Here is a 23,567-nt window from a genome sequence, read left to right as displayed (position 1 = left end):
AGTTAACTATGGGACATTAATATTTTTTTGTATAACTTATATTGCGGGTTTTGTTGCCATGCACTTGGCCAGTTGGGTATTGGGGTATCTTTTAAGATTAAATGTTCTGGCATATATTCAATTCCTGCAGCCATCAATTGCTTAGTTGTTAATTCATAACGTACTCGATTGTGATTAATATGATAATAAGCATTAGTGGAACTGACACTACTGTGATGTAGGAAAAATTGAGTTATTTCAGGAGGAATTTTTAAAACATTTGCACAGTAGTAGCCAAACATATGCCTAAGGCTATGCCAACCTAATGTTTCTTCTATTCCTAATCTTTTTTTTAGTCGAGCCCAGATTTTCTTCATCGCCGGTATTGATAAAGGTGCGCCATAATGTTCACGGTCAATTGCAATAAATAGCCAAGGATGAAAAGGAAAACCGGTAGGGTTTCGTTCTCCAGTGTAATAATTATAGCGAAGATAGTTTTCTTCATATTCCTCGAATAATTCATACCAATATGAACCCAGTACAGGGTCTAGCCACCAAAGATGATTTACATCATAGGTTCTCCCGTCAGATCGTTCATTAAGAAGCCAGTCAGAACATGAACTTTCTGCAAAAGTCATTCCCTTGAATCCGGCATTGAGACCGCTATCTTTGCGATCCATTAAAGTTCTTGGTCCTAAGAATTTAAGTGGATGAGAGTCTGGAAAATTTTGGTTGTTCATTGCCCAATATTGTTGGAAATATTGAATTCGAGTACCAGACACCAATTTTCCATTGTGGTCCCGCCATTCAACCATTCCTATTTCAGGGTCATCTATTCTGATTCTCGCCTCGCCAAATTCATTTTGTCCTTCAATATCTGAATGAAATATGTGTAAAGGTTCGCTACGACGTAATGACCCTCCCCCTTGGAGAAGAATTAGCATTTTGTCTCTTGGATTGGATGCCGTTTCGACTAGGTCAATAAAGCGTCCTAGTGGAAATGCTTTTCTTATTCTCAATTTATTTTTAATAGTTAACCGCTTGTGGTTTGAATTAAGCTTATTTTCGACTTGAGAACTGTATTTTTCTTCTGTTTGTTTTCTACGTTTCCTGGCAAGTTCAAGGTGTATCAAAGGATCCCATTCCTTTCTTGTTTCAAATTTTTTGTATTGTCGCCAGGCCGATATGAAGTATTTTTCCGTTGGATTCAATGGTTGGATGTTATAAATATTTGCTTGCCATTTATCAAAATTTGTAATTGCTCTAATATATCCCTTAATGGTACTTATACCATTTTTACTTAAGGATAATGGTTTCCAATTCAAGCCTAAATTTTTAAGCCATGAAAAGCGAGGGGAGTTTCTAATACAAAACTCATCAGTTCCGAATTTTTTTGCATCAATAAAATTAGCAACTAGGTATGATGCCTCTTCAGATGTCAGTATTCGTTGTCCGTAGTATGCACATGTAAATGCATAAAGATGGCATAATGCTCTTACTGAAGATTCTAACTTGTTATGAGAAATTTCAGATTCAAGTAAGTGGTAAATGTATTGATTAATAGTGTAACTAGGCATTCCATTAGCTAAGTATACTAACGGAAATTTTCTCTGTTCAAAATCCGAATCATAGAGCCATATAGTTGAATACCATGGATTCAAAAATGTATTCATTACCGCTCCTGTTTGGTAATTTAGTTAGATATCTCTTCTTAATTAAAACTAGTAGCTTTTGCTGGATAATTCAAAGTAGGAATTAAATATTTAGTAAGATAATAGAGGGGTCCCTTAGCCAGCCACATTTACGGTGGTACAACGATTAACCGGATTGATGAAATTCTGGAACCGTATGTACAAACCAGTTATGACAAACATCTGGCTGTGGCGCGGGAATGGGATATTCATGATCCTGAGTCTTTTGCTCAGGCCCGGACAGAGAAAGAGTGTTATGACGCATTCCAGTCGCTGGAATATGAAGTGAACACGCTGCATACCGCCAATGGTCAGACACCATTTGTCACTTTTGGCTTTGGTTTGGGGACCAGCTGGGCATCGCGCATGATTCAGCAGTCGATTCTGAAAAACCGGATTGCCGGATTGGGTAAAAACCATAAAACCGCAGTATTCCCTAAACTGGTATTTGCGATCAAAGATGGCCTGAACCACAAAGCGGACGATCCGAATTACGATATTAAGCAGCTGGCGCTTGAATGTGCCACCAAGCGGATGTATCCGGATATTCTGAATTATGATCGTGTGGTTGAGGTCACCGGGTCATTTAAAACGCCGATGGGCTGCCGGAGTTTTCTGTCCGCCTATGAAGAAAACGGTGAAATTGTCCATGATGGCCGGAACAATCTCGGTGTGGTCAGCCTGAACCTGCCCCGGATTGCGATTCAGTCCGGCGGCAATGTCAGCAAATTCTATGAAATTCTCGATGACAAACTGGCACTGGCACGGCGTGCGCTGGAAACCCGGATTAGTCGTCTGGAGAAAGTCCGGGCACGTGTTGCGCCAATTCTGTATATGGAAGGGGCGTGCGGGGTTCGTTTGAAGGCCAATGATCCGATTTCTCACATCTTTAAGAATGGCCGGGCGTCTATCTCTCTGGGATATATTGGTGTCCACGAAACAGTCAACGCGTTATTTAGCAGTCAGAAGCATCTGTATGATGATCAACAGCTGCGTGATGAGGCGCTGAAAATCATTCAGCATCTCAAAGACGCCACCACCCGCTGGGCTGAAGACACCGGCTACGGGTTTAGTTTATATGCGACGCCGAGTGAGAACCTGTGCAACCGTTTCTGCCGCATCGATGCCAAAGAGTTTGGTGTGATTGATGGCGTGACAGACAAAGGGTATTACACCAACAGCTTCCATCTGGATGTTGAGAAGAAGGTGAATCCTTACGATAAGATTGACTTTGAAATGCCTTACCCGGAAATCTCCAGTGGTGGTTTCATCTGCTATGGTGAATTCCCGAATATGCAGCGCAACGTAGAAGCGCTGGAGAATGTCTGGGATTACAGTTATCAGCGCGTGCCTTACTACGGGACCAATACACCGATTGATGAATGTTACGAGTGTGGCTACACCGGTGAATTTGAATGTACCAGTAAGGGCTTTACCTGTCCGAAATGCGGCAACCATGATACCACCAAAGTGTCTGTGACACGCCGGGTGTGTGGTTATCTTGGCAGCCCGGATGCAAGACCATTTAATTTCGGTAAACAGGAAGAAGTGAAACGTCGTGTGAAACATCTCTGATGGGCGGTGTGCGATGAATTATCATAAATATTATCCGATCGATGTGGTCAATGGCCCCGGAACCCGTTGTACGCTGTTTGTTTCGGGGTGTGAGCACCAGTGCAAAGGTTGTTACAACCAGAACACCTGGTCATTAAGTTCGGGGTTTCCTTATACGGATGAACTGGAAGATCAGATTATCAATGATCTGAACGATACACGTATCTACAGACGGGGCTTGTCCCTGTCTGGCGGTGATCCGCTACATCCGGGCAATCTGAGTGCGGTACTGAAGCTGGTGAAGCGGGTGAAGCAGGCATGTCCGCAGAAAGATATCTGGCTGTGGACCGGTTACCTGCTGGACGAACTGAGTGATGCCCAGCGCGATATCACAGAATGGGTTGATGTGCTGATTGACGGTAAATTTGAGCAGGATAAGGCGGACCCGTCGCTGGACTGGCGGGGAAGTTCGAATCAACTCATTCATATGCTGCATCCGGATGAATGATTCTTGTGTTTCATCAGGTTATGTTTACCTTTGGTGTCAATCTGTCTCAAAGATAAACAATGTCTGCGGCTCTTCCTGAACACATTATTTCTTTTGAGGGTGTTCGGGGAGATTCGTTTCATTTCAGATAAATAGGCTCATTCTGCTTTCCAACAGCATAATATTTTGGCAAACAGATAAATCCTGCCACTCTATCTCTGACTTGTCGCATAGTTTTAAAATCTTGTGCTACTTCAATCGGATACAGCATCTGACTGTCTTCTGTCATCTTCTCCTGCGAAGAAAAAAATACTTTTGGTTTTGGAAAATCTGGTGTTTACTTGAAGATTCAGTGATAAGTAATTAGAGGTTGTGTGTCCCATGTTTTCTCATCTCCCAGCTCCGGTTCTGGATCCGATTCTTTCTCTTTCTGCCGCATTCCGTGAGGATAACCGTCCGGATAAAGTTGATCTTGGTATTGGTGTATACCGGAATAATCAGGGCCAGACGCCGATTATGCGTGCCATTCAGACTGCGGAGTCCCGGTTGATAGACACGCAAACCACAAAATCTTATGTGGGCCTGGCCGGAGATGAGGTTTTCAATCAATGTATTGCGAATCTGGTGCTTGGTGAGACGCCTGTCGCCGACAGACTTGTGGCAGTACAAACGCCCGGAGCCAGCGGTGCACTCCGGATGCTCGGTGATCTGATTCACACAGCACAGCCGGGATCGACCGTGTGGCTCAGCGATCCCAGCTATGTGAATCACCGCCCGGTGATGGAAGCCGCGGGACTGAAAGTCAGACATTATCAGTATTTCTGCCGGGAAACGAAGCGGGTGGATGTGGCCCGTATGCTTGATGATTTGTCAAAAGCGGGATCTGAGGATATTGTTTTACTGCATGGATGTTGTCACAATCCAACTGGCGCAGATATTGATTTTGCTGCATGGCAGGCAGTCACAGAACTGGCGCAGAAGAATGGCTTTACGCCATTTGTTGATTTGGCTTATCAGGGATTTGGTGATGGTCTTGAAGCAGATGTGAAAGGCCTTCGCTGGATGGCTGAGCACGTTGAAGAGATGATGATTACTTCATCCTGCTCCAAAAATTTCGGTCTTTACCGTGAGCGGACAGGGGCTGCGATTGTTATTGGTAAAAATGCCGCGGATGCAATGAATGCTAAAGGTAAAATTCTGACGCTTGCCCGTGCAACTTATACTATGCCACCTGATCATGGGGCAGCTTTGGTTCGTACGGTACTGCAGGATCCGGATCTAAAACAGGTCTGGCAACAGGAACTGGTTGAAATGCAGCAGCGTTTATTGAATCTGCGGCAAATGTTGTGTAAAACATTACGGGATGAGCAAAGCACGCAAGTATTTGATTTTATTGAATCTCATAAGGGAATGTTTACGATGCTCGGGTTCTCCGCGGCGCAGATGGGTCAGCTGAGAGACGATTATGGCATTTACGGTGTTGATGACAGCCGGATTAATATTGCCGGTTTGACTGAATCGGACATCTCTTATGTGGCAGAGGCGATTGCTCAGGTTGCAAATCAGACAAAATGAACGGGTGATTGAATGAGACGACAATGGAAGCGTTGTGTTCCTCTGGTATTAGCTGGCGGGCTGGCAGCCTGTAGTTCAACTGAGCCCGCTCATCATACCAGGCTGGATAGCCTGACGCTTCCTCCCGGAGGCACGGAAGACATCATTCATCCTCAGATGCTTGAAAGCCAGCCAGTGATTGTCCGGACCAAGCCTCATGTCAGTTCTGTAAAGAAAAAACAAGTCGTCAAACCTGAGCCCGAAGTGAAGAAAAAGCTTCAGCTCAGTAAGCGGCAACCCCATCATTTACAGCAACAGCAACAGCAACAGCAACAGCAACAGCAACAGCAACAGCAACAAAAGCGTCAGGAAAAAATAAAGCCCCATTATACCATGATGGGAGATGGGCGCTTGCTGCTGGGAAGCCGGGAATGGATATGGATTCCGGGGATTGATTTACCTCTGAAGGCCAGTATGGAAACCGGGCATGAGCTGTCTTCAATTTATGCTTCAACGGTGCATTATTTTAAACGTAATGGCCAGCAATGGGTCACTTTTCACTTGTTACCGAAAAAACCAAAGGCTGTGATGAGTTTGCCGGTCAGCTACTGGGTTAAAGAAAAAGGTGGTCGTTCAGCGGACCATATTCCTGTCATTATGAGCTGGATTGAGATCGGGGAAGTCAAAGAGCCGGTTGAGTTTAAGCTTTATCAGGCAACTGAACCCCGGTCGCTGATTACCCTTGGCCATAACTTCCTGAAAGATAATGCTGTGGTTGATTCCAGTCGTCACTTTGTACAGCCAAAACCTGTGATTGAATAAACTGACGGGTATAAAAGAATTGGTGAAAAAAAGCCGGATGATTATCCGGCTTTTTTGATCTCGGGGGTGTTGAAAGAAAAAAGCCAGTGAGGGGTAAAAACACTGGCACATGAGGCTCACAGAAACCATGAACCTCATTAACAGGCGCTTATGCCGCTGCTTTTTCACCACGAGGCTTGAATAAGGCGTAACCAAAGCCAGTGACCGCTGTACCGACCGCAATCGCAACCAGATACATCAGTACAGGTGAAATTGCGTTTGGAATGAACAGTACAAATAAACCACCGTGAGGTGCCATCAGTTTTGCACCGAACAACATGGACAGCGCACCTGTGATTGCACCACCAATCATACATGATGGAATCACACGCATTGGATCTCTTGCTGCAAACGGAATTGCACCTTCAGAGATGAAGCACAGACCCAGAACAAATGATGCTTTACCGGCTTCACGCTCGCTGTTATCGAATTTGTCTTTGGCAATGAATGTCGCCAGACCCATACCCAGCGCAGGAACCATACCCGCCGCCATAATTGCCGCCATTGGCAGATATTGCTGAGAAGCAAGCAGACCCACACCAAATGTATAAGCGGCTTTGTTGACCGGACCACCCAGGTCGAAACACATCATTGCGCCAAGAATAATACCCAGCAGAATCGCATTCGCAGAACCCATGCTGTTCAGGAAGTCAGTCATTGCGCTCATGATTGAAGCAACAGGTTCACCAACGATGTAGATCATGACCAGACCGGTAAACAGCGTGGCGATAAACGGAATGATCAGGATTGGCTTCAGTGCTTCCATTGACTGTGGCAGCTGTACTTTATCTGCGATCAGTTTTGCAGAATAACCGGCAATAAAACCTGCAGCAATACCACCAAGGAAACCAGAACCGATTGAACTTGCCAGCATACCACCGACAAGACCTGGTGCCAGCCCGGGACGGTCAGCAATCGAGAAGGCAATGTAGCCTGCCAGAACAGGAATCATTAATGCGAAGGCGGAACCACCACCAATCTTCATTAATGCGGCAGCCATTGTGCCTTCTTCTTTAAATGCTTCAATACCGAAGACAAAAGAAAGTGCGATGATCAAACCACCGGCAACCACGACCGGAAGCATGTGTGATACACCCGTCATCAGATGTTTATAAACACCTTTCTTCTCTTCCGTTGCGGCTTGTGCTGAATCGCCACCCTGAGCCGAGTATACGGTCGCCTGAGCGAACGCTTTCTCGATCTCTTCTTTAGTCTTCTTCAGCGCCGGCCCTGTTTTGGTCTTATACAGCTTTTTACCGTTGAAACGGTCCAGAGGGACGTCAATGTCGGCTGCGATAATGACCAGATCTGCTGCTTCAATTTCTTCAGCAGTCAGCTGGTTTTTCGCACCGACAGAACCACGGGTTTCAACTTTGATGTCATGACCCAGTTTCTTCGCTGTATCTTCCAGTGCTTCTGCCGCCATAAAGGTATGTGCAACACCGGTCGGGCAGGCCGTGATTGCTACAATTTTCTGTGTGCCGGAAGAAGGTGCTGTTGCCGGAGCAGCTGAAGTTACCTGAGCCTGAGAAAGCGGCTGCGCTTTTTCTACAGCTGATTTCAGATAGTCAGATGGGGATGCAGTACATTCGGAAATTTCGCTTTGATACACTTTTTTTCCGACGAAACGCGATGTATCAACCGGACAGTTTGCTGCGATAATAACAGCTTCTGCTTCAGCGATATCATTGTCAGTGAGTGTGTAGCCATCAACAACAGAAGAGTGACATTCAACAGTTGCTGACCAGTTCAAGGATTTTGCTGCCTGCTCTAACAGACCGGCAGCGAGAACGCTGTTTGCAACGCCGCTTGGGCATGCGGTAATAATGGCAATTTTCATAAATACGACCTTTTGTCCTTAATTACTAGCCTGAGGGCTATACGGTTGTAATTGGATTTTCTGTTGTAGGGTTGCTAATTCGTTTCTGTCCGGAACACCGACACCAACCTGCGTGACTGCAAGTGCAGACAAGGCAGTCGCAAATGTAAGTAATTCCTCTTTTTTCATTTCCTGCATGTGGCCCCAGCACAGACCGGCAACCAGTGTATCTCCGGCACCTACTGTACTGACAACTTCCATACGGGGTGGCTTAGCATGCAGCCATTCATTGTTATGAAGCCACATCACACCATCAGCACCCATCGACACCACGATATTTTCAATCTGTCTCGATGCGAGTTCTGATGCTGCATTCTGGCATTCAGACATTGAGCTTAATGTTTTCCCGACAAAGTGAGAAAGTTCTTCATCATTTGGCTTAATCAGCCATGGATGCGCATCAAGGCCTGCGGCCAGAGCATCACGGCTGCTGTCAAACAATACTTTTTTGCCCAATTGATGGAGTTTTTCTATCCAGGCTGCACACTGTTCAGGCGAAATGCCTTTAGGCAGGCTGCCTGCGAGAACGAAATACTCATGATCTTCGGCAAGGCGGAGCAGCGTTTTCTCAAAAGCAGCAATCGCTTCCGGAGAAACTTCGACGCCCGGGAAGTTGATGTCACTGACGTCACCGGAAGATTCCACCAGTTTTACGTTAATCCGGGTTGCACCTTCAACGCGGATGAACTCATCTTTAGCCTTGATCGTTTCAAAAAGCTGGCAGAAGACATCCTGATTTTCCTGACCTAAAAAGCCGGTGACTGTGACTTGTGCACCTAAGTCACTCAATACCTGAGCAACATTCACACCTTTACCTGCTGCATGAAGCGAACCCTGACTGACCAGACTTACTGATCCCTGGTTCAGGGTGTCAAGACTGCCGGTTAAATCAAGGGCAGGGTTGAGCGTGATTGTGACTACTTTTTTCGTCATTCTGATGCTCCTTAGTTTTCACCCAGACCTGATTCAATGGCAGCGCCAATCGCTTCAACAGCTTGTGCTGCGTCCGCACCTTCTGCTGTGAATTCAAGCTGGTGTCCGCATTTCACGCCCAGTGCAATCACTTTCATCAGGCTTTTTGCATTGACAGCTTTACCTTCGCCATCCAGATTCGCAATCTTGATGGTTGCATCGAATTTTTTCGCTTCAGCCACTAACATCGCACCTGGACGTGCGTGCAGGCCGTGCGGGTTTTTCACCTTAAATACAGCTTTCACGACGCCTTCTGCTTCCGCGCCAGCGGATTCCTCAGCCAGTCCGAACAGTGCCAGTACACCATTTTTATCTGCATCGAGTAATTTTGCCTGTTGCTGGTTCAGCACGATGTCTGATAGCTTTGTCATGAGTGGCTGGTGAGACTTATTACAGGCGGCAACCACAAGTAACCCTTTCACAGCCTGTCCCTGATGATTAAAACTTTCACCAGCAGTGATAAATGCAAAACCTGTCCGGGATACACCTGTCTGACTACCGGCAAGCCATAAGCCCTGACCGATATGAGTTGCTTCTTTTGCGACAATGTCAGCGACAAATTCACTTTCCACGCAGGCTTTGTTTTTCAGCAGACCGGCCGCAACAGCAAGTAATGGTGCCATTTCAGTCGCCGGGAAGCTGAGCTGAATCAGTGACTCATCAAAATCAGCTTCTAACTGAACATCGCCATTGAGAAGTGCAATAATGTCTGTTGCCTGTTTGGCTTGTTTAAGATTTTGCTCTACACCGTCTGCGGATAAAACTTTTGTTAGCTGTTTCAGAATACCTAAATGCTCATCGGATTTAGCAGCAATACCAATTGCAACATAGACAGTGTTTCCGTCACCCCAGTCAACGCCTTCAGGGAAATGGTGGATAGCCACACCAGTTTCTTTGACCAGTGAACGTGTATCTGTGGTGCCGTGAGGAATTGCAATGCCGTTGCCAAGGAAGGTTGAATTCTGAGATTCACGGTTTAGCATCCCTTCGACATAGCCCGCATCAACCAGACCTTTGTTGGTCAGGTGGGTAGCTATTGCGCGAATGGCTTCTTGTTTGTTCGGTTGGGATTGTCCTAGTTGAATGTCATTAGGAGTTAGTTGCAGCATGTTTTAGCCCCTTGTGCCATGGAATTGGCTTCATTTATTATCCGGACACAGACCGTTGTTCTCTATAGGAAACCTGACAGTCAAAGCGATGTGTCCTATGGTGCTGAATCGTTTCAGTTGATTCTTGAAAAAAACTCAGCAAAATGTCTTCAAAATTCATAATATATGAAGATAAATAATGAATAGCTCATAAATATATGTTTTGCCATTATTTGACATTCTGCTGAATCATTTCAGCTTTTATAGTGAATCGATTCAGCATATAATGCAACTTAACAATAGATCAAAATGTGTATTTCTATGATCCGACGCACACTAAAAAGGGTAATCGTATGACACTGGATGAAGTGGCGAAGTTAGCTGGCGTATCAAAAACTACGGCGAGTTATGTCATTAATGGCAAAGCGCAAAAATACCGGATTAGTGAGAAAACTCAGCAAAAAGTGATGGAAGTTGTGAATGCTTATGATTATCGTCCGGATCACACTGCTTCTGCTTTGAGAGCTGGCAACAGCCGTTCATTCGGGTTAATTATTCCTGATCTTGAAAATACCAGTTATGCCCGCTTATCCAAACTACTGGAGCAAAACTCCCGGCAGGCCGGGTATCAGATATTAATTGCTTGTTCTGACGATAATCCTGAGACTGAAAAAACGGTTGTGAATGCCCTGGTTGCAAGACGAATTGATGCCCTGTTTGTGGCCAGTACGATTCCACAGGCCAGCGATTATTATATGCGATTACAAAAAACAGGAACGCCGGTGATTGCAATTGACCGTCCTCTGGATGATGAATATTTTGCCTGTGTTGTCAGCGAAGATTATACCGCTGCGCATGAGCTAACGAATTCGGTGTTAAAGAGTTCAGTGAATTCGATAGGGTTAATTGGTGCGTTACCTGAACTGAGTATTTCCAAAGACCGTCAACTTGGTTTCGAAACCTCGATTAAATCCAGAGATATTGAAGTCATAGAAGGCTATGGTCGTCATTTTAACCGGGATGAAGGGCGGCGAATTTTTCAGCAATGGGTCCGGAAAGGCACTGTGCCGGATGCTGTTGTTGCGACTTCCTATACTTTACTTGAAGGTGTGCTGGATGTGTTGCTGGAAAACATCGAACTGATGGGACAAATTCAGCTGGCAACGTTTGGTGATAATCGCTTGCTTGATTTCCTGCCGGTAAAAATCAACTCCATGCGACAGCAGTTTGAGCTGATTGCTGACAGTGCTCTGGCGACAGCGCTGAATGCAACAGCCAAACGTTATCAACCCGGTATTGAGCTGGTTCCGCGAAAGTTGATTGTCCGGTCAAACTAAATTGGGTGAAGATGGTTGCTTCAGATGAAGCTAAAGAGCGGCATTTGTTGACACATTCTGCTGCGTTTTCGCCTGCCTGTGAAGAATACCGACATCAGATAAGCTTTGCTGTATATAAAGCTTGAATGAATTGCTGAAAAATGTACGCAAAAGCGGTGAGATTTTGAGCCTGATTTAGTCCGGAATTCACAAATGGTGTCACTTATTTGAGACTCCGGTAACATTTTTTGTCAGGGGACAAACTGCACTGATCACTGTTTTTCTCTTCGACTGACCTGTGACTCAAATTTTATATTTAAAGTGCAGTTACGGGCGCTTTCTGGTTGAGGGCAGGGTGTTCAAACAAAGCAACGGTTTCTAATAATTGTTTACTGAGTTTATTTTTCTTCTTAAATAATAGAACAATTTTAGGTAATAAACAGATTCGTTTTATTAATCTGTTAATTTTTAATAAATTTTCCCAGTTTTCATCTGACACCTGAGATTTCCATATCAGTAACGCATTGACTTTTTTCTGAATGGAAATATCTTTTCTGCGATAGAGTTCCATTAACAGAATATAAATATCTCTGGCCTGCAGGATTGAGTTAGCATCCATGATTGATTCTTCAAAATCAATCAGCGTTGGTACATTATTATTATTAATAATAATATCCCGGAGTGCCGGGCGTCCATGTGCAATATTCTTTTGATGTAATTGCGCAAATGTCAAAAATAACTGATTTAACAGTTCCTGATCGATTCTGGAAGCATTGAGCTGGTTCAGAGGGGTGCCTTCATCATGCGTGACAAAATATCCCGGACCTTCCAAATCTATGTCTGGTACGCAGAAATTTTGCTGTTTCAGGTAGTGCAGCATAGCTTTTTCGTGCTCAAAGCGTTCCAGACTATCCAGGACTGACTGGGTTTGGAAAAGAGAAAATAAGCTGATTTTAGAAATAGCAGAAGACAGCTTTCTTATGATAGTTGATTTATTTTCGCCATGAATCTTTAACCAATAAGTATTCCCGTCAACAATTATTTTTTGAACTCCGGGTCCACTTTGTGAAATAAGTTTATTACATTCGTCTGCCAGCATTATTTGTGTTCCTCTTTCAAACGTCTGGAAATTCTAATGATCAGTTTTTTTATTATCAAGTCATAAAATGTCATGAAAAATAAAAAATTGTCTTAAAATTATAATAATTCCCCCGATTCATCATGCTATTTATAAATTTTGGTTAAATCTATTAATTAAATAAATAAAAGCAGATGTGTTATTGATTAAAAATAAGTAATAAGACGACTATGCCCAAACAACCTGAAGATGCAGGTTGCTTGGGTATAGTAAGCAGAGACGGCTGGAGGATTTTGGAGTCAATGTCAGAATGATATGTTGATATGAATGTCATTACTTATCTGGGGGATCGCAATATTCGTATGATATCAGTGCTGATGCCTGAAAATTGCTCACTTTCCTACTAAACTATTTTATAGAGTTGTTGAATATAAAGGATGTAATCGATTAACATTTAGTGTTAATTTTATCATTTGTCGGTTGTTTTTTATGAAGGCTTGGTGTTTCATGCGGCTTAAGAGCTTACTTTTTTCAGGGATATAACAGGTGTCTGCATGTTTTTTAATAAATTAAGACAAGAGAATGTTCATTTACAAGAACAACTGGCGTTAATGCGTGGGATGCTGGCATCGATCAGCCAGAGTATGGCCACAATTGAATTTAGTGTTGATGGGGAGATTCTGGAAGCAAATGAGCTGTTGTTGACTTGTATGGGGTATCAGAAATCAGAAATTATCGGGCAGCATCATCGAATGTTCTGTTTTGATGAAGACAGCCATTCTGCAGAATACCGGACTTTCTGGAGTCACCTGGCCCGGGGTGAACCGCAGAAAGGAACGTTTCGGCGTAAGAACAAATCCGGGGAACTGGTGTGGCTTGAAGCGACTTATTTCCCCGTCACTGTGAATGGTAAAGTTGAAAAAATCATGAAAATTGCCAGTGATGTCACTGAGCAGACTGAATCACAAAGATACATGGAGAGTGTGTTGTCTGCACTGGACCGCTCTCTGGCCATTATTGAGTTTGAGCCGGACGGAACCATTATTAAAGCAAATGACAATTTCCTGAATACCGTCGGTTACCGGCGGGAACAGATTCAGGGGCAGCATCACCGGATGTTTTGTGATCAGTCATTTATTGATGACAATCCGACCTTCTGGGCGGATTTAGCCCGGGGGGAAATGAAGAATGGTAAGTTTTTACGCCTGAACAGCTACGGTGAACAGCTTTGGCTTGAAGCTACCTACAATCCTATTTTTGATCAAGATGGAAAAGTAACAAAAGTCATTAAATTTGCTTCCGATGTGTCTGAGCAGGAAAGAAAAAATATCGCGGTCAATCAGGCGACTGAGATTGCGTATTCGACTTCTGTGGAAACGGCCCAGATTGCAAAAGAAGGGGCGCAGAAACTGTCTGATTCTGTGGCTGTTTCTGAGCAGATTTCCGGCCAGGTTCAGGATACTGCAACTAAAATCAGGCAGCTGAACGATAAATCTCAAAGTATTGAAGAGATTGTATCTACGATTCAGGCGATTGCGGAACAAACGAATCTGCTGGCGCTGAATGCTGCGATTGAAGCCGCAAGGGCGGGTGATCAGGGGCGGGGTTTTGCTGTGGTTGCGGATGAAGTTCGTCAGCTGGCTTCCCGGACGGCTGAATCGACAGCAGAAATCTCAGAAGTGGTCTCTGAGAATAAACAGTTAACCCTGTCTGTGACTTCATCGATGGAAGAAGTGATTGGCATATCAGACAAAGGCGTCAATATGATTGTTGAAGCATCGTCTGTGATGGATGAAATATATAAAGGCGCTGAGAATGTTTCCCAGACAGTTAACTCTTTGAGCGAATCATAAAAAGTTCTGATCTGAAAAAAAACCACCTGACACATTGTGACGGTGGTTTTTTTGTCCCGGTTGCTTATGCCTGCCATTGCCGGATAAGCTGATTTATTGCTGGTTTACAAACCGTTTAAACCGGGCTTTGGTTGCATCGTCTGCCTGTTCATACCAGTAGTGCAGCATTGTTTCTGGTGTTGTTGCACCTTGTGGTGCTGGCTTGCCGGATTGTATATGCCGGCCAGACTGATAAGGCTGAACCTGTGCATTTTTCGGTGCGTAAGCCGAAACTGCCGCAGGCGATTGAGTCTGATTATAAACGGCAATTTCTGTCAGGTAATTTCTGCCGATCTGCATGCCTTCTTTCTGCAATTTATCTTCTGTTAACTGCACTTTTTTATTTTGTTTATCAATGAATGACCACTGAAGGTTTTTAATCGATTTCTGAGCGTCTTTAGCATGTTTGTATTTAGGTAATTTGAAAGACAGTGATTTATTCGTTGCAGTAAAGCTGGCAACAATGACGTCACTTTCCACACCAATATTATCTTTACCCTGAGAGAAATACGGCTTGTACCTGAAAACGATTTGTTGCTGCCCGTCCGCAAGGCTTAATGTTTTTTCATAATCAAACACGCCACCGGTCAGGTGAGGTTTAATGCCGTTTGCAACCAGAATTTCAACGTCACCCGGAACTGAAATGTTGACCTGAGCCATAGATGATGCGCTCAAAGCCATCATGCCAATGAATGATGATGTGCGTAATATATTCACGGTGTTTATCCTTTATCTTCAGATGTTTAACTGTACGGAATAATGTTAGCTGAATTAGAGCTTGTGGTATATGCTGATGATGTTTTTTGACAATAATATAAATATTACTCAGGCAACCTGCATCTTCAGTGTGCTTGGGTGTAGACCCGGCTGAGTGCTATGTATAGCCGGTATCCCAGTAGGGCTTGTCATGTCCGTATTTGTTTTGAAGAAATTCAATCAAAGTCCGGACTTTATCTGGCAGATATTTTCTGTCCGGATAGACGGCATAAACTGCGTGTTCCGGTAAATGATATTGCGTCATGATTGGCTGTAGTTTTCTTTGTGCCAAATCTTTTCCCACGATAAATGTTGGCAGCTGAGCAATACCAAGTCCATCCAATGTTGCTTTCCGTATGCCTTCACTATTATTAATGATAAGGTTTCCTTTGGGAATGACTTTAAACGCTTTCTCTTTTTGGTAAAAGCGCCATTCACTGCCACGAAAATAAGCATAGGTCAGGCAATTATGAGCGCGTAAATCAGATGGATGTGCCGGCTCCGTGTTTTCGTCCAGATATCGTGGGGCTGCACAAAGAACGCTTTTACAAATCACAAGCCTTTTCGCAATCAGGTTTGAAACCGGCAGATGCCCGATTCGGATCGCGATATCAAATCCGCCCTGAACCAGGTCAACCATTTGATCTTCGAGTTGTAAATCAATTTCAATCTCCGGATACAAACGAATAAATTCGGCAATGAAAGGTGCAATATGGCGAATACCAAAAGACATGGGTGCAGTGATTTTCAGTTTTCCCCGCGGTTGTCCCTGTAGTTCTGCGACAGCATCCATGCCCTGTTGTGCGCTCTGATATGCCTGTGAGGCGTGAAAATAGTAACGTTGTCCTGCTTCAGTCAGATGAATTGTCCGGGTTGTCCGGTGAAAAAGTCTGACACCGAGGGTATTTTCAAGCTGGCTCAAGCGTTTGCTGACCGCAGATTTGGTAATATTCAGTCTTTGTGCTGCGGCTGACAGGCTGCCGCATTCGGCAACCGCGATAAATACCGGCAATGATGAAAATGAATGAGTTAGCATAGATTGTTAACTTTAAGGAAACAGTTAGTTTCAAATTTAGTGGATTATATCAAAATTAAAAACAGTATAAACTCACAAATAATAATCTGAAGATGCTGCTTCAGGGGAATTTAGATGATAAGGGTCTGTTGACCCGAAGGGATTGAGACTGAAATGAAATTTGATTGGATATTGTTTGATGCGGATGAAACCTTGTTCCGGTTTGATAATTTTTCCGGGTTAAAAGCCATGTTTTCCCGGCTGGGCATTGACTTTGATCATGAGGATTATGCTGAATACCAGGCATTGAACCAGCAATTGTGGATTGACTATCAGGATGGGAAAATTGATACCGCAACTTTAAAGCATCAGCGGTTTTCCCGCTGGGCTGAGCAGCTGTCTTTGACGACAGAAGAACTGAATCTGCGTTTTCTGGATGCAATGGCCGACATATCGGCGTTACTGCCGGGAGCACAACGACTGCTGGAGTCTCTTTATGGCCGGGTCAGACTGGGATTGATTACTAATGGGATGATTCGTCTTCAGTCACAACGTCTGGAAAAACATCAGGTCAGGCACTTTTTTGATCATGTCGTTATTTCAGAGGCCGTTGGTAAAGCAAAACCTGATCCCGCAATATTTGATTATGCCTATCAACAGATGGGTAAACCGGATAAATCAAAAGTTTTAATGGTTGGGGATAATGTTCAGTCCGATATTCTTGGGGGTTCCCGGTTCGGGTTCATGACATGCTGGCTGAATCCTGATCAGGCAGCTGTCCCGGAAAACATTGTGGTGGATTATCAAATACAACACTTGTCTGAATTACATGATATGCTTTCAGTATCTGCCTGAATGCGTTGTGTTCATGAGTCTCCGGTTTGCTGCTGAACCGTTGCTCCGCAAAGAACAAGGCACACGGCACTGAATATTGGTCAGATGAAGGTGATGTGTGCAATATATTAAAATAAAAGAAGCAATCGAAGAGCAAATCCTGCAGGGAATGTTATCTGCCGGTCAGAAATTACCCTCAGAAAGACAACTTGCCGATTCATTTCATACTACCCGGGTGACGCTCAGAGAGGCGCTGTCTATCCTCGAATCAGATGGTTTAATCTATCGCGAAGACCGACGGGGATGGTTTATTTCTCCGCCACGTCTGCAGGTGCCTCTTTCTGCGGCTTATACTTTCTGTACACTGGCCGGTGAGCAGGAACGCCAGCCTGAAATTCTGGCACTGAAACGTGAAAAAAGACTCGCCGACAAGCAGGCGAGTCAAATCATGAACCTGCCACCATTCAGTGAACTTTACTATATTCAAACATTGAGGCTGTTGGAAAAACGCCCGGTTGCTTTGGTTACTTACTGGCTGAATTTACAATATTTTCAACATATTGTTGAAAATGAGAGCTTCTGCGATCTTTTTGAAGTGCTGACGCAGGATCCGGTCATCACGGTTTCTGATATCCATGATAGTATCTCGCTTGGCAGTCTGGTAGGTGACAGCGCTATCAATCTGCGGGCGACTGCCGGAACACCCGCTATTTTTTTGCAACGCAGGATTTCTGCAAAGTCCGGCATCATTGCGCTTGAGCTGTCTACATGGCGGCATGATGCATTGGTTCTGGAATCATCGGTTTAATTCTTCCGGCAGGTTCTGCGCGGCGATGGAACTAAACGGGTAATTGCAGGTCATTTTTTACAGAGTCAAAAGTTATTTTCAGCATTCAGGGCTGTATGGCCCGACAATTTGATGAATACGTTCCGTAGTTCAGAGCCTGAGAAGAAAGGGGACAGACAGGGATCATTTATGGGAAAGATTAAGTCAGTTATTTTAGGCTGTACATTGATGGTGTTAAGTACAGCCAGCTTTAGCAAGGTAATTACCACAACCCACCTGGTCGGTTTCGGTAAAGCAAAATATGCGGCAGGTTTTAAACATTTTGACTATGTAAATCCGGATGCACCGAAGTACGGCAAAGTTGTGTTTGGTACTATCGGAACCTTTGATAATTTCAATCGTTATGCTTCCAGAGGGGTTGCAGCGGTTGACTCCGGAACGCTTTACGATGCACTGATGTATTCTCCCAGCGATGAAATTGATGCTTATTATCCATTGATCGCGACAACGATTCGCTATTCCGATGATTATTCATGGCTGGAAGCAGATATAAACCCAAAGGCTCGTTTTCAGGATGGGGTGCCGATTACCGCGCATGATGTGGCTTTCAGCTTTCAGAAATTTATGAAGGAAGGCGTGCCACAATTCCGGGTTTTATATAAAACGTTTTCTGTCAAAGCACTCAATGATCATACGGTCAGGTTTGCAGTGACGAAACCCGACAGAGACCGTTTATTTGGTTTAGCGGAAGGTTTACCTGTGCTGCCTGAACACTTCTGGAAAGATAAAAATTTCGCGGAGCCACTCAGTAAACCGCCGGTTGGTAGCGGTCCTTATAAAATAGTGGCTTATAAAATGGGTCAGAGTGTGACTTATGGACTCGATGATAATTATTGGGCAAAAGATTTACCGGTCAACGTCGGGCGCCATAACTTTAAGCAGAAGCAGTATGATTATTACCGGGACGATACAGTGATGCTGGAAGCATTCAAAGCCGGTGAATTTGACTTCAGGCAGGAAGGGCAGGCAAAACTTTGGGCAACAGCGTATACCGGGCCTAATTTTGATAATGGCTCAATTGTCAAAGAGAGCATTGAGCATCATAAACCTGCGGCAACACAGGGGTTTATTTTCAATACTTCGCGGCCGGTGTTTCAGGATCCAAAAGTTCGTGAAGCGCTGACTTATGCACTGGATTTTGAATGGATGAATAAGAATTTATTCTATAACCAGTACAAAAGGACCCGGAGTTATTTTGGTAACACTGAGTTTGAAGCCAAAGGCTTACCTTCCAAAGCTGAACAGGAAGTTTTGGCACCGTTTAAAGCGCAATTGCCTCCCCGTTTATATACTCAGGCATTTAATTCGCCGGTGACTGATGGTTCCGGACGGATTCGTAAACAGATTCGTCAGGCCTTCCGGTTATTGAAGCAGGCCGGCTGGGCAATCAAAGACGGGGTGATGACGAATCAAAAGACAGGGCAGCCTTTGTCATTTGAGCTGCTGACTTTTAATCCGGTCACCGAGCGTATCGCCATTCCGCTACAGAAGAACCTGAAGCATATGGGGATTGAGATGAAAATCCGCACTGTTGATACCACGCAGTATACAAAACGGCTGCGGGATCGTGATTTTGATATGGTGTCTTCAGTATACAGCGCACACGCATTTCCGGACCCAAATCTGATGATTGCCTGGAACTCACGCTATCTGAACTCAACTTACAATATTGCCGGCGTGCAATCGCCGATTGTGGATAAACTGACAGAAGAGATTGCGGCAAGCCAGGAAGACCCGGATAAACTTCTGGTATTGGGGCGGGCTTTTGACCGCGTACTGCAATGGAACTTCTATATGATTCCGCAGTGGTATTCAAATCAGTACCGGGTCGCGATGTGGGATAAATTTGAACGCCCTGCAGTCATACCGCAGTATGATCTCGGACTGGATACCTGGTGGGTTTCACAGAAAAAAGAAAAAATGCTGAAGCTGAAAAAGGATCGGTAATAAGATTATGGCTGCATACATTATTCGTCGTTTGCTGCTGGTAATCCCGACTTTATGGGCCATTATCACCATTAATTTTTTTATTATACAGATTGCGCCCGGTGGCCCGGTTGAGCAGGCGATTGCTCAGGCGCAGGGGCTGGGTTCCGGTATTATGGAACGTTTCACCGGCGGGGGCGATGATATTACATCAGGTGCGCCGCCTGAAAATGAACCCGGTGCCGGATATAAAGGTTCGCGCGGATTAGATCCGGAAGTTGTTGCCGCGATTAAACACCAGTTTGGTTTTGATAAACCCATTCTGGAGCGTTATACCGATATGCTGAAGAACTATATTACCTTCCATTTTGGTGAAAGTTTGTTCCGGGGCGGTAATGTGATTGATTTAATCAAGGAACGATTGCCGGTTTCGGTCTCTCTGGGTCTGTGGAGTACCCTGATTATTTATCTGGTCTCGATTCCGATGGGAGTGCTGAAAGCCATTCACCATGGTTCCCGTTTTGATGTCTGGTCAAGTGCTCTGGTCATTATCGGCTATGCAATTCCCGGATTTCTGTTTGCCATTCTCCTGATCATCCTGTTTGCCAGCGGAAATTATCTGGACTGGTTTCCGCTCAGAGGACTGGTTTCCGATAATTTTGATCAGCTGACCTGGTATCAGCAAATAGGAGATTATTTCTGGCACCTTGCCTTGCCGATTACCGCGATGGTGATTGGTGGATTTGCGACCCTGAGTATGCTGACAAAGAACTCCTTTCTGGATGAAATCAATAAGCAGTATGTGGTGACGGCCAGAGCCAAGGGGCTGGATGAAAAAAGCATCCTTTACAAACACGTGTTCCGCAACGCGATGTTGATTATCATTGCCGGTTTCCCAAGTGCTTTTATCAGTATGTTTTTTACCGGCTCCATGTTGATCGAAGTGATGTTTTCTCTGGATGGCATTGGCCTGCTCGGGTTTGAATCGACCATTCAGCGTGACTATCCTGTGGTGTTCAGTTCTTTATATATCATGACGTTACTGGGGCTGATTTTAGGCATTATTTCTGATTTAACCTACACATGGGTTGATCCCCGTATCGATTTTGAGGCTCGTTAGTTCAATGCTGTTTTCAAACATTATCCGGACCAATCCGATGTATGCGGAGCGCTGGCACCGGTTTAAAGCCCATAAACGGGGTTACTGGTCACTGTGGATATTCAGTACCTTGTTTGTATTAAGTTTGTTTGCTGAAGTGATTGCGAACGATAAACCTTTGCTGGTTGCTTATGATCATCAGTTCTATTTCCCTGTTGTGCAATCCTATCCCGAAACCACGTTTGGTGGTGAATTTCCGACCGAAGCAGATTATACCGATCCTTATGTACAGGAACTGATTCAGGAAAAAGGGTATCTGATCTGGCCTTTAATTCGCTTCAGTTATAACACGATTAATTTTAATGTGACCGGCGGTAGTGTGCCTTCTGCTCCGGATAGTGTGAACTGGCTGGGCACGGATGATAAAGGCCGGGATGTCCTGGCCCGGATTATTTATGGCTTCAGGATTTCTGTGCTGTTCGGTTTTGTACTCACCATCATTTCTTCTGTGATTGGTGTATTTGTCGGAGCGACGCAGGGATATTACGGTGGATGGATTGACCTGCTTGGTCAGCGTTTTATCGAGGTATGGTCAGGCATGCCGACGCTGTTTTTGCTGATTATCTTATCCAGTTTTGTCGAGCCGGATTTCTGGTGGTTACTTGGCATCATGGTTTTATTCAGCTGGATGAGTCTGGTTGGCGTGGTCCGGGCTGAATTTTTACGATGTCGTAATTTTGAATATGTGAAAGCAGCACAGGCGCTTGGGGTGTCCGACAAACGGATTATCTGGCGGCATATGTTACCGAATGCGATGGTTGCTTCACTGACCATGATGCCGTTTATTCTGTCTGGTTCCGTAACAACGCTGACCTCGCTGGACTTTCTGGGGTTTGGTTTACCGGCCGGTTCTCCTTCATTAGGTGAATTACTGGCGCAGGGAAAAGCAAATTTGCAGGCGCCATGGCTTGGTATGTCGGCTTTTGTCGTGTTATCTGTAATGCTGACTTTGCTGGTTTTCATCGGTGAAGCTGTCCGGGATGCTTTTGATCCACATCAGTTCGGGAGCCAGTCATGAATCAAAAAGTATTGAAGATCGAAAATCTCTCGGTTGGATTTGAACGCCGCGGAGGAGTAGAGCAGGTCACGCATAAGGTCTCTCTATCTGTCAGTCAGGGAGAAACACTGGCGCTGGTCGGCGAGAGTGGTTCCGGGAAGTCTGTAACTGCCAATGCCATATTAAGATTGTTGCCGGCCCGTGCTGCACACTATCTTGAAGGTGGAATACAGTTTGGTGATGTCAATACCCTGACGTGCTCAATGCGGCAGCTAAGAGGTATTCGTGGCGGCAAAATCGGCATGATTTTTCAGGAGCCGATGGTTTCGCTGAACCCGCTACACCCGGTTGGTCGCCAGCTGGTCGAAACGCTTTCAATCCATCGGGGACTTCGCCAGAAACAGGCTGAGTCAAAAGCGGTGGCATGGCTGGAGAAGGTCGGTATACGCAATCCGGAACAAAAAATCTCGGTTTATCCCCATGAATTATCTGGCGGAGAACGTCAGAGAGTCATGATTGCGATGGCCCTGATTAATGAGCCGGAATTGTTAATTGCTGATGAACCAACCACAGCGTTGGATGTTTCTGTTCAGGCACAAATTCTCGATTTGCTGAAAGCACTTCAACAAGAGTTCGGCATGGCGATGCTGTTTATCACTCACGATCTCAGCATTGTACGCAAGATTGCTGATCGGGTTGCTGTAATGCAGCAGGGACGATTGGTTGAAACCAATGATACCGCGACATTATTCAGTGCGCCGGAACATCCTTATACCCGCCAGCTGATTGATTCTGACCCGAAGGGCGGGCCGGTTCCTGTTCGTCCGGATGCCGGTACATTGCTTGAGGCTGAGCACCTGAAAGTCTGGTTTGCGATTCGCAGCGGTGTGTTCCGCCGGGTAAAAGACTATGTCCGGGCTGTCACTAATGTCGGTTTTGATTTAAAAGAAGGTCATACTATCGGGATTGTCGGAGAAAGCGGGTCTGGTAAGTCAACAACAGGGATGGCGGTGCTCCGGCTGGTTCATTCCGAAGGTATGATTCGTTATCAGGATAAAGAGCTTCAACACCTTGACCGAAAAGGGATGTTGCCATTCCGCAGCCGAATGCAGGTGGTATTCCAGGATCCTTTTTCAGCACTGAATCCGCGCATGTCTGTGGCACAGGTAATTGGTGAAGGATTATTGGTTCATCAGGAACTGAGCCAGGCAGATGCAGAAGCCCGTATTTGTCAGGTCATGGAAGAAGTCGGGCTGGACCCGGGCACCCGTCATCGTTATCCCAATGAGTTTTCCGGTGGTCAGAGGCAACGGATCGCAATTGCCCGGGCATTGATTTTGAAGCCAAAATTCATATTGTTAGATGAACCAACCTCATCTCTGGACCGGACTGTTCAGGCTCAGGTTCTGGCATTGCTCAAATCATTGCAGCAAAAGTATGGTTTGTCTTATCTGTTTATCAGCCATGATCTGAATGTCGTGAAATCAATTTGTCACTATACGATTGTGATGCGTCAGGGACAAATTGTTGAACAGGGCAATACCGGTCAGCTGTTTTCTGCGCCTCAACATCCTTATACACAGGAACTCGTTTCCCTTTCTTCTGTGTCACGTTTTCTCTGACTTATTCTCAGCCTGAATCGGTCTGATAAAGGCTGATTCCCGCAGTTTTCCCTTGTGCTG

General features: G+C 45.0%; 19 protein-coding genes and 1 pseudogene. 12 read left to right on the top strand and 8 right to left on the bottom strand.

What is annotated here, in order from left to right:
* Positions 1 to 2: 2 nt before the first annotated feature.
* Positions 3 to 1,652, bottom strand: coding sequence for a tyrosine-type recombinase/integrase (locus tag OC443_RS22710; protein WP_073585728.1), 1,650 nt, complete (start codon positions 1,650 to 1,652; stop codon positions 3 to 5).
* Positions 1,653 to 1,766: 114 nt separating this feature from the next.
* Here OC443_RS22710 and nrdD point away from each other — a divergent pair.
* Together nrdD and nrdG are read left to right on the top strand one after the other, a co-directional pair.
* Positions 1,767 to 3,245 (top strand): annotated as a pseudogene (gene nrdD / locus OC443_RS22705) (anaerobic ribonucleoside-triphosphate reductase); the annotation flags it as partial.
* A 13-nt stretch (positions 3,246 to 3,258) separates the two neighbouring features.
* Positions 3,259 to 3,732, top strand: a complete 474-nt coding sequence (nrdG, locus tag OC443_RS22700; protein WP_073585729.1) for an anaerobic ribonucleoside-triphosphate reductase-activating protein — start codon at positions 3,259 to 3,261, stop codon at positions 3,730 to 3,732.
* 118 nt (positions 3,733 to 3,850) lie between these two features.
* Here nrdG and OC443_RS22695 read toward each other — a convergent pair whose 3' ends face one another.
* Positions 3,851 to 4,000, bottom strand: a complete 150-nt coding sequence (locus OC443_RS22695) for a hypothetical protein (protein WP_159440370.1) — start codon at positions 3,998 to 4,000, stop codon at positions 3,851 to 3,853.
* A gap of 92 nt (positions 4,001 to 4,092) precedes the next feature.
* On the opposite strand from OC443_RS22695, the gene OC443_RS22690 reads away from it, so the two are divergent.
* Together OC443_RS22690 and OC443_RS22685 are read left to right on the top strand one after the other, a co-directional pair.
* Positions 4,093 to 5,286, top strand: a complete 1,194-nt coding sequence (locus OC443_RS22690; protein ID WP_073585730.1) for an amino acid aminotransferase — start codon at positions 4,093 to 4,095, stop codon at positions 5,284 to 5,286.
* Between the two features lie 12 nt (positions 5,287 to 5,298).
* Positions 5,299 to 6,087: a putative ATP-dependent zinc protease gene (locus OC443_RS22685; protein WP_073585731.1), complete on the top strand. Its 789-nt coding sequence runs from the start codon at positions 5,299 to 5,301 to the stop codon at positions 6,085 to 6,087.
* Positions 6,088 to 6,235: 148 nt separating this feature from the next.
* Here OC443_RS22685 and fruA read toward each other — a convergent pair whose 3' ends face one another.
* Genes fruA through fruB form a run of 3 tightly spaced genes read right to left on the bottom strand, consistent with a single transcriptional unit; the run spans position 6,236 to position 10,086 of the window.
* A complete protein-coding gene (gene fruA, locus OC443_RS22680) occupies positions 6,236 to 7,966 on the bottom strand; it encodes a PTS fructose transporter subunit IIBC (protein WP_073585732.1) in 1,731 nt (576 codons plus the stop codon).
* A gap of 18 nt (positions 7,967 to 7,984) precedes the next feature.
* A complete protein-coding gene (gene pfkB / locus OC443_RS22675) occupies positions 7,985 to 8,938 on the bottom strand; it encodes a 1-phosphofructokinase (RefSeq protein WP_073585733.1) in 954 nt (317 codons plus the stop codon).
* An 11-nt stretch (positions 8,939 to 8,949) separates the two neighbouring features.
* Positions 8,950 to 10,086 (bottom strand): fused PTS fructose transporter subunit IIA/HPr protein, encoded by a 1,137-nt coding sequence (fruB, locus tag OC443_RS22670; protein WP_073585734.1) that lies wholly within the window; start codon positions 10,084 to 10,086, stop codon positions 8,950 to 8,952.
* Positions 10,087 to 10,418: 332 nt separating this feature from the next.
* Here fruB and cra point away from each other — a divergent pair, with 332 nt between their 5' ends.
* Complete coding sequence (cra, locus tag OC443_RS22665) at positions 10,419 to 11,402, top strand: catabolite repressor/activator (RefSeq protein ID WP_073585735.1); 984 nt, start codon at positions 10,419 to 10,421, stop codon at positions 11,400 to 11,402.
* Between the two features lie 295 nt (positions 11,403 to 11,697).
* On the opposite strand, the gene OC443_RS22660 is transcribed toward cra, so the two are convergent.
* Positions 11,698 to 12,480: a BUD32 family EKC/KEOPS complex subunit gene (locus OC443_RS22660; protein WP_073585736.1), complete on the bottom strand. Its 783-nt coding sequence runs from the start codon at positions 12,478 to 12,480 to the stop codon at positions 11,698 to 11,700.
* A gap of 533 nt (positions 12,481 to 13,013) precedes the next feature.
* Here OC443_RS22660 and OC443_RS22655 point away from each other — a divergent pair.
* The gene (locus OC443_RS22655) at positions 13,014 to 14,312 is read left to right on the top strand and encodes a methyl-accepting chemotaxis protein (RefSeq protein WP_073585737.1); all 1,299 of its coding nucleotides are present in this window, start codon (positions 13,014 to 13,016) and stop codon (positions 14,310 to 14,312) included.
* Positions 14,313 to 14,405: 93 nt separating this feature from the next.
* Here the strand turns inward: OC443_RS22655 and OC443_RS22650 are convergent, their stop codons facing one another.
* Positions 14,406 to 15,068 carry a DUF2057 family protein gene (locus tag OC443_RS22650; protein WP_073585738.1) on the bottom strand — a complete coding sequence of 221 codons (663 nt, stop codon included), beginning with the start codon at positions 15,066 to 15,068 and terminating at the stop codon, positions 14,406 to 14,408.
* Between the two features lie 157 nt (positions 15,069 to 15,225).
* A complete protein-coding gene (locus OC443_RS22645) occupies positions 15,226 to 16,143 on the bottom strand; it encodes a LysR family transcriptional regulator (RefSeq protein ID WP_073585739.1) in 918 nt (305 codons plus the stop codon).
* A 153-nt stretch (positions 16,144 to 16,296) separates the two neighbouring features.
* Between OC443_RS22645 and yjjG the strand changes: the two genes are divergently transcribed.
* From yjjG to OC443_RS22615, 6 genes are all read left to right on the top strand, one after another.
* The gene (gene yjjG / locus OC443_RS22640; RefSeq protein WP_073585740.1) at positions 16,297 to 16,977 is read left to right on the top strand and encodes a pyrimidine 5'-nucleotidase; all 681 of its coding nucleotides are present in this window, start codon (positions 16,297 to 16,299) and stop codon (positions 16,975 to 16,977) included.
* A 97-nt stretch (positions 16,978 to 17,074) separates the two neighbouring features.
* Complete coding sequence (locus tag OC443_RS22635; protein ID WP_073585741.1) at positions 17,075 to 17,764, top strand: GntR family transcriptional regulator; 690 nt, start codon at positions 17,075 to 17,077, stop codon at positions 17,762 to 17,764.
* Between the two features lie 207 nt (positions 17,765 to 17,971).
* Entirely contained in the window at positions 17,972 to 19,750 is a 1,779-nt protein-coding gene (locus OC443_RS22630; protein ID WP_370738778.1) for an extracellular solute-binding protein, read from the top strand.
* Positions 19,751 to 19,757: 7 nt separating this feature from the next.
* Positions 19,758 to 20,849, top strand: a complete 1,092-nt coding sequence (locus tag OC443_RS22625) for a microcin C ABC transporter permease YejB (protein ID WP_073585743.1) — start codon at positions 19,758 to 19,760, stop codon at positions 20,847 to 20,849.
* Between the two features lie 4 nt (positions 20,850 to 20,853).
* Positions 20,854 to 21,906, top strand: coding sequence for an ABC transporter permease (locus OC443_RS22620; RefSeq protein ID WP_073585744.1), 1,053 nt, complete (start codon positions 20,854 to 20,856; stop codon positions 21,904 to 21,906).
* Positions 21,903 to 23,507: an ABC transporter ATP-binding protein gene (locus tag OC443_RS22615; protein ID WP_073585745.1), complete on the top strand. Its 1,605-nt coding sequence runs from the start codon at positions 21,903 to 21,905 to the stop codon at positions 23,505 to 23,507. Before OC443_RS22620 ends, OC443_RS22615 begins: the two co-directional genes overlap by 4 nt.
* The last annotated feature ends 60 nt before the right edge of the window (positions 23,508 to 23,567 follow it).

Source organism: Vibrio quintilis, from assembly GCF_024529975.1.
GTDB lineage: Bacteria > Pseudomonadota > Gammaproteobacteria > Enterobacterales > Vibrionaceae > Vibrio > Vibrio quintilis.
Note: the sequence above shows the minus strand (reverse complement) of the source record. Positions and strands in the feature narration are given on the sequence as shown.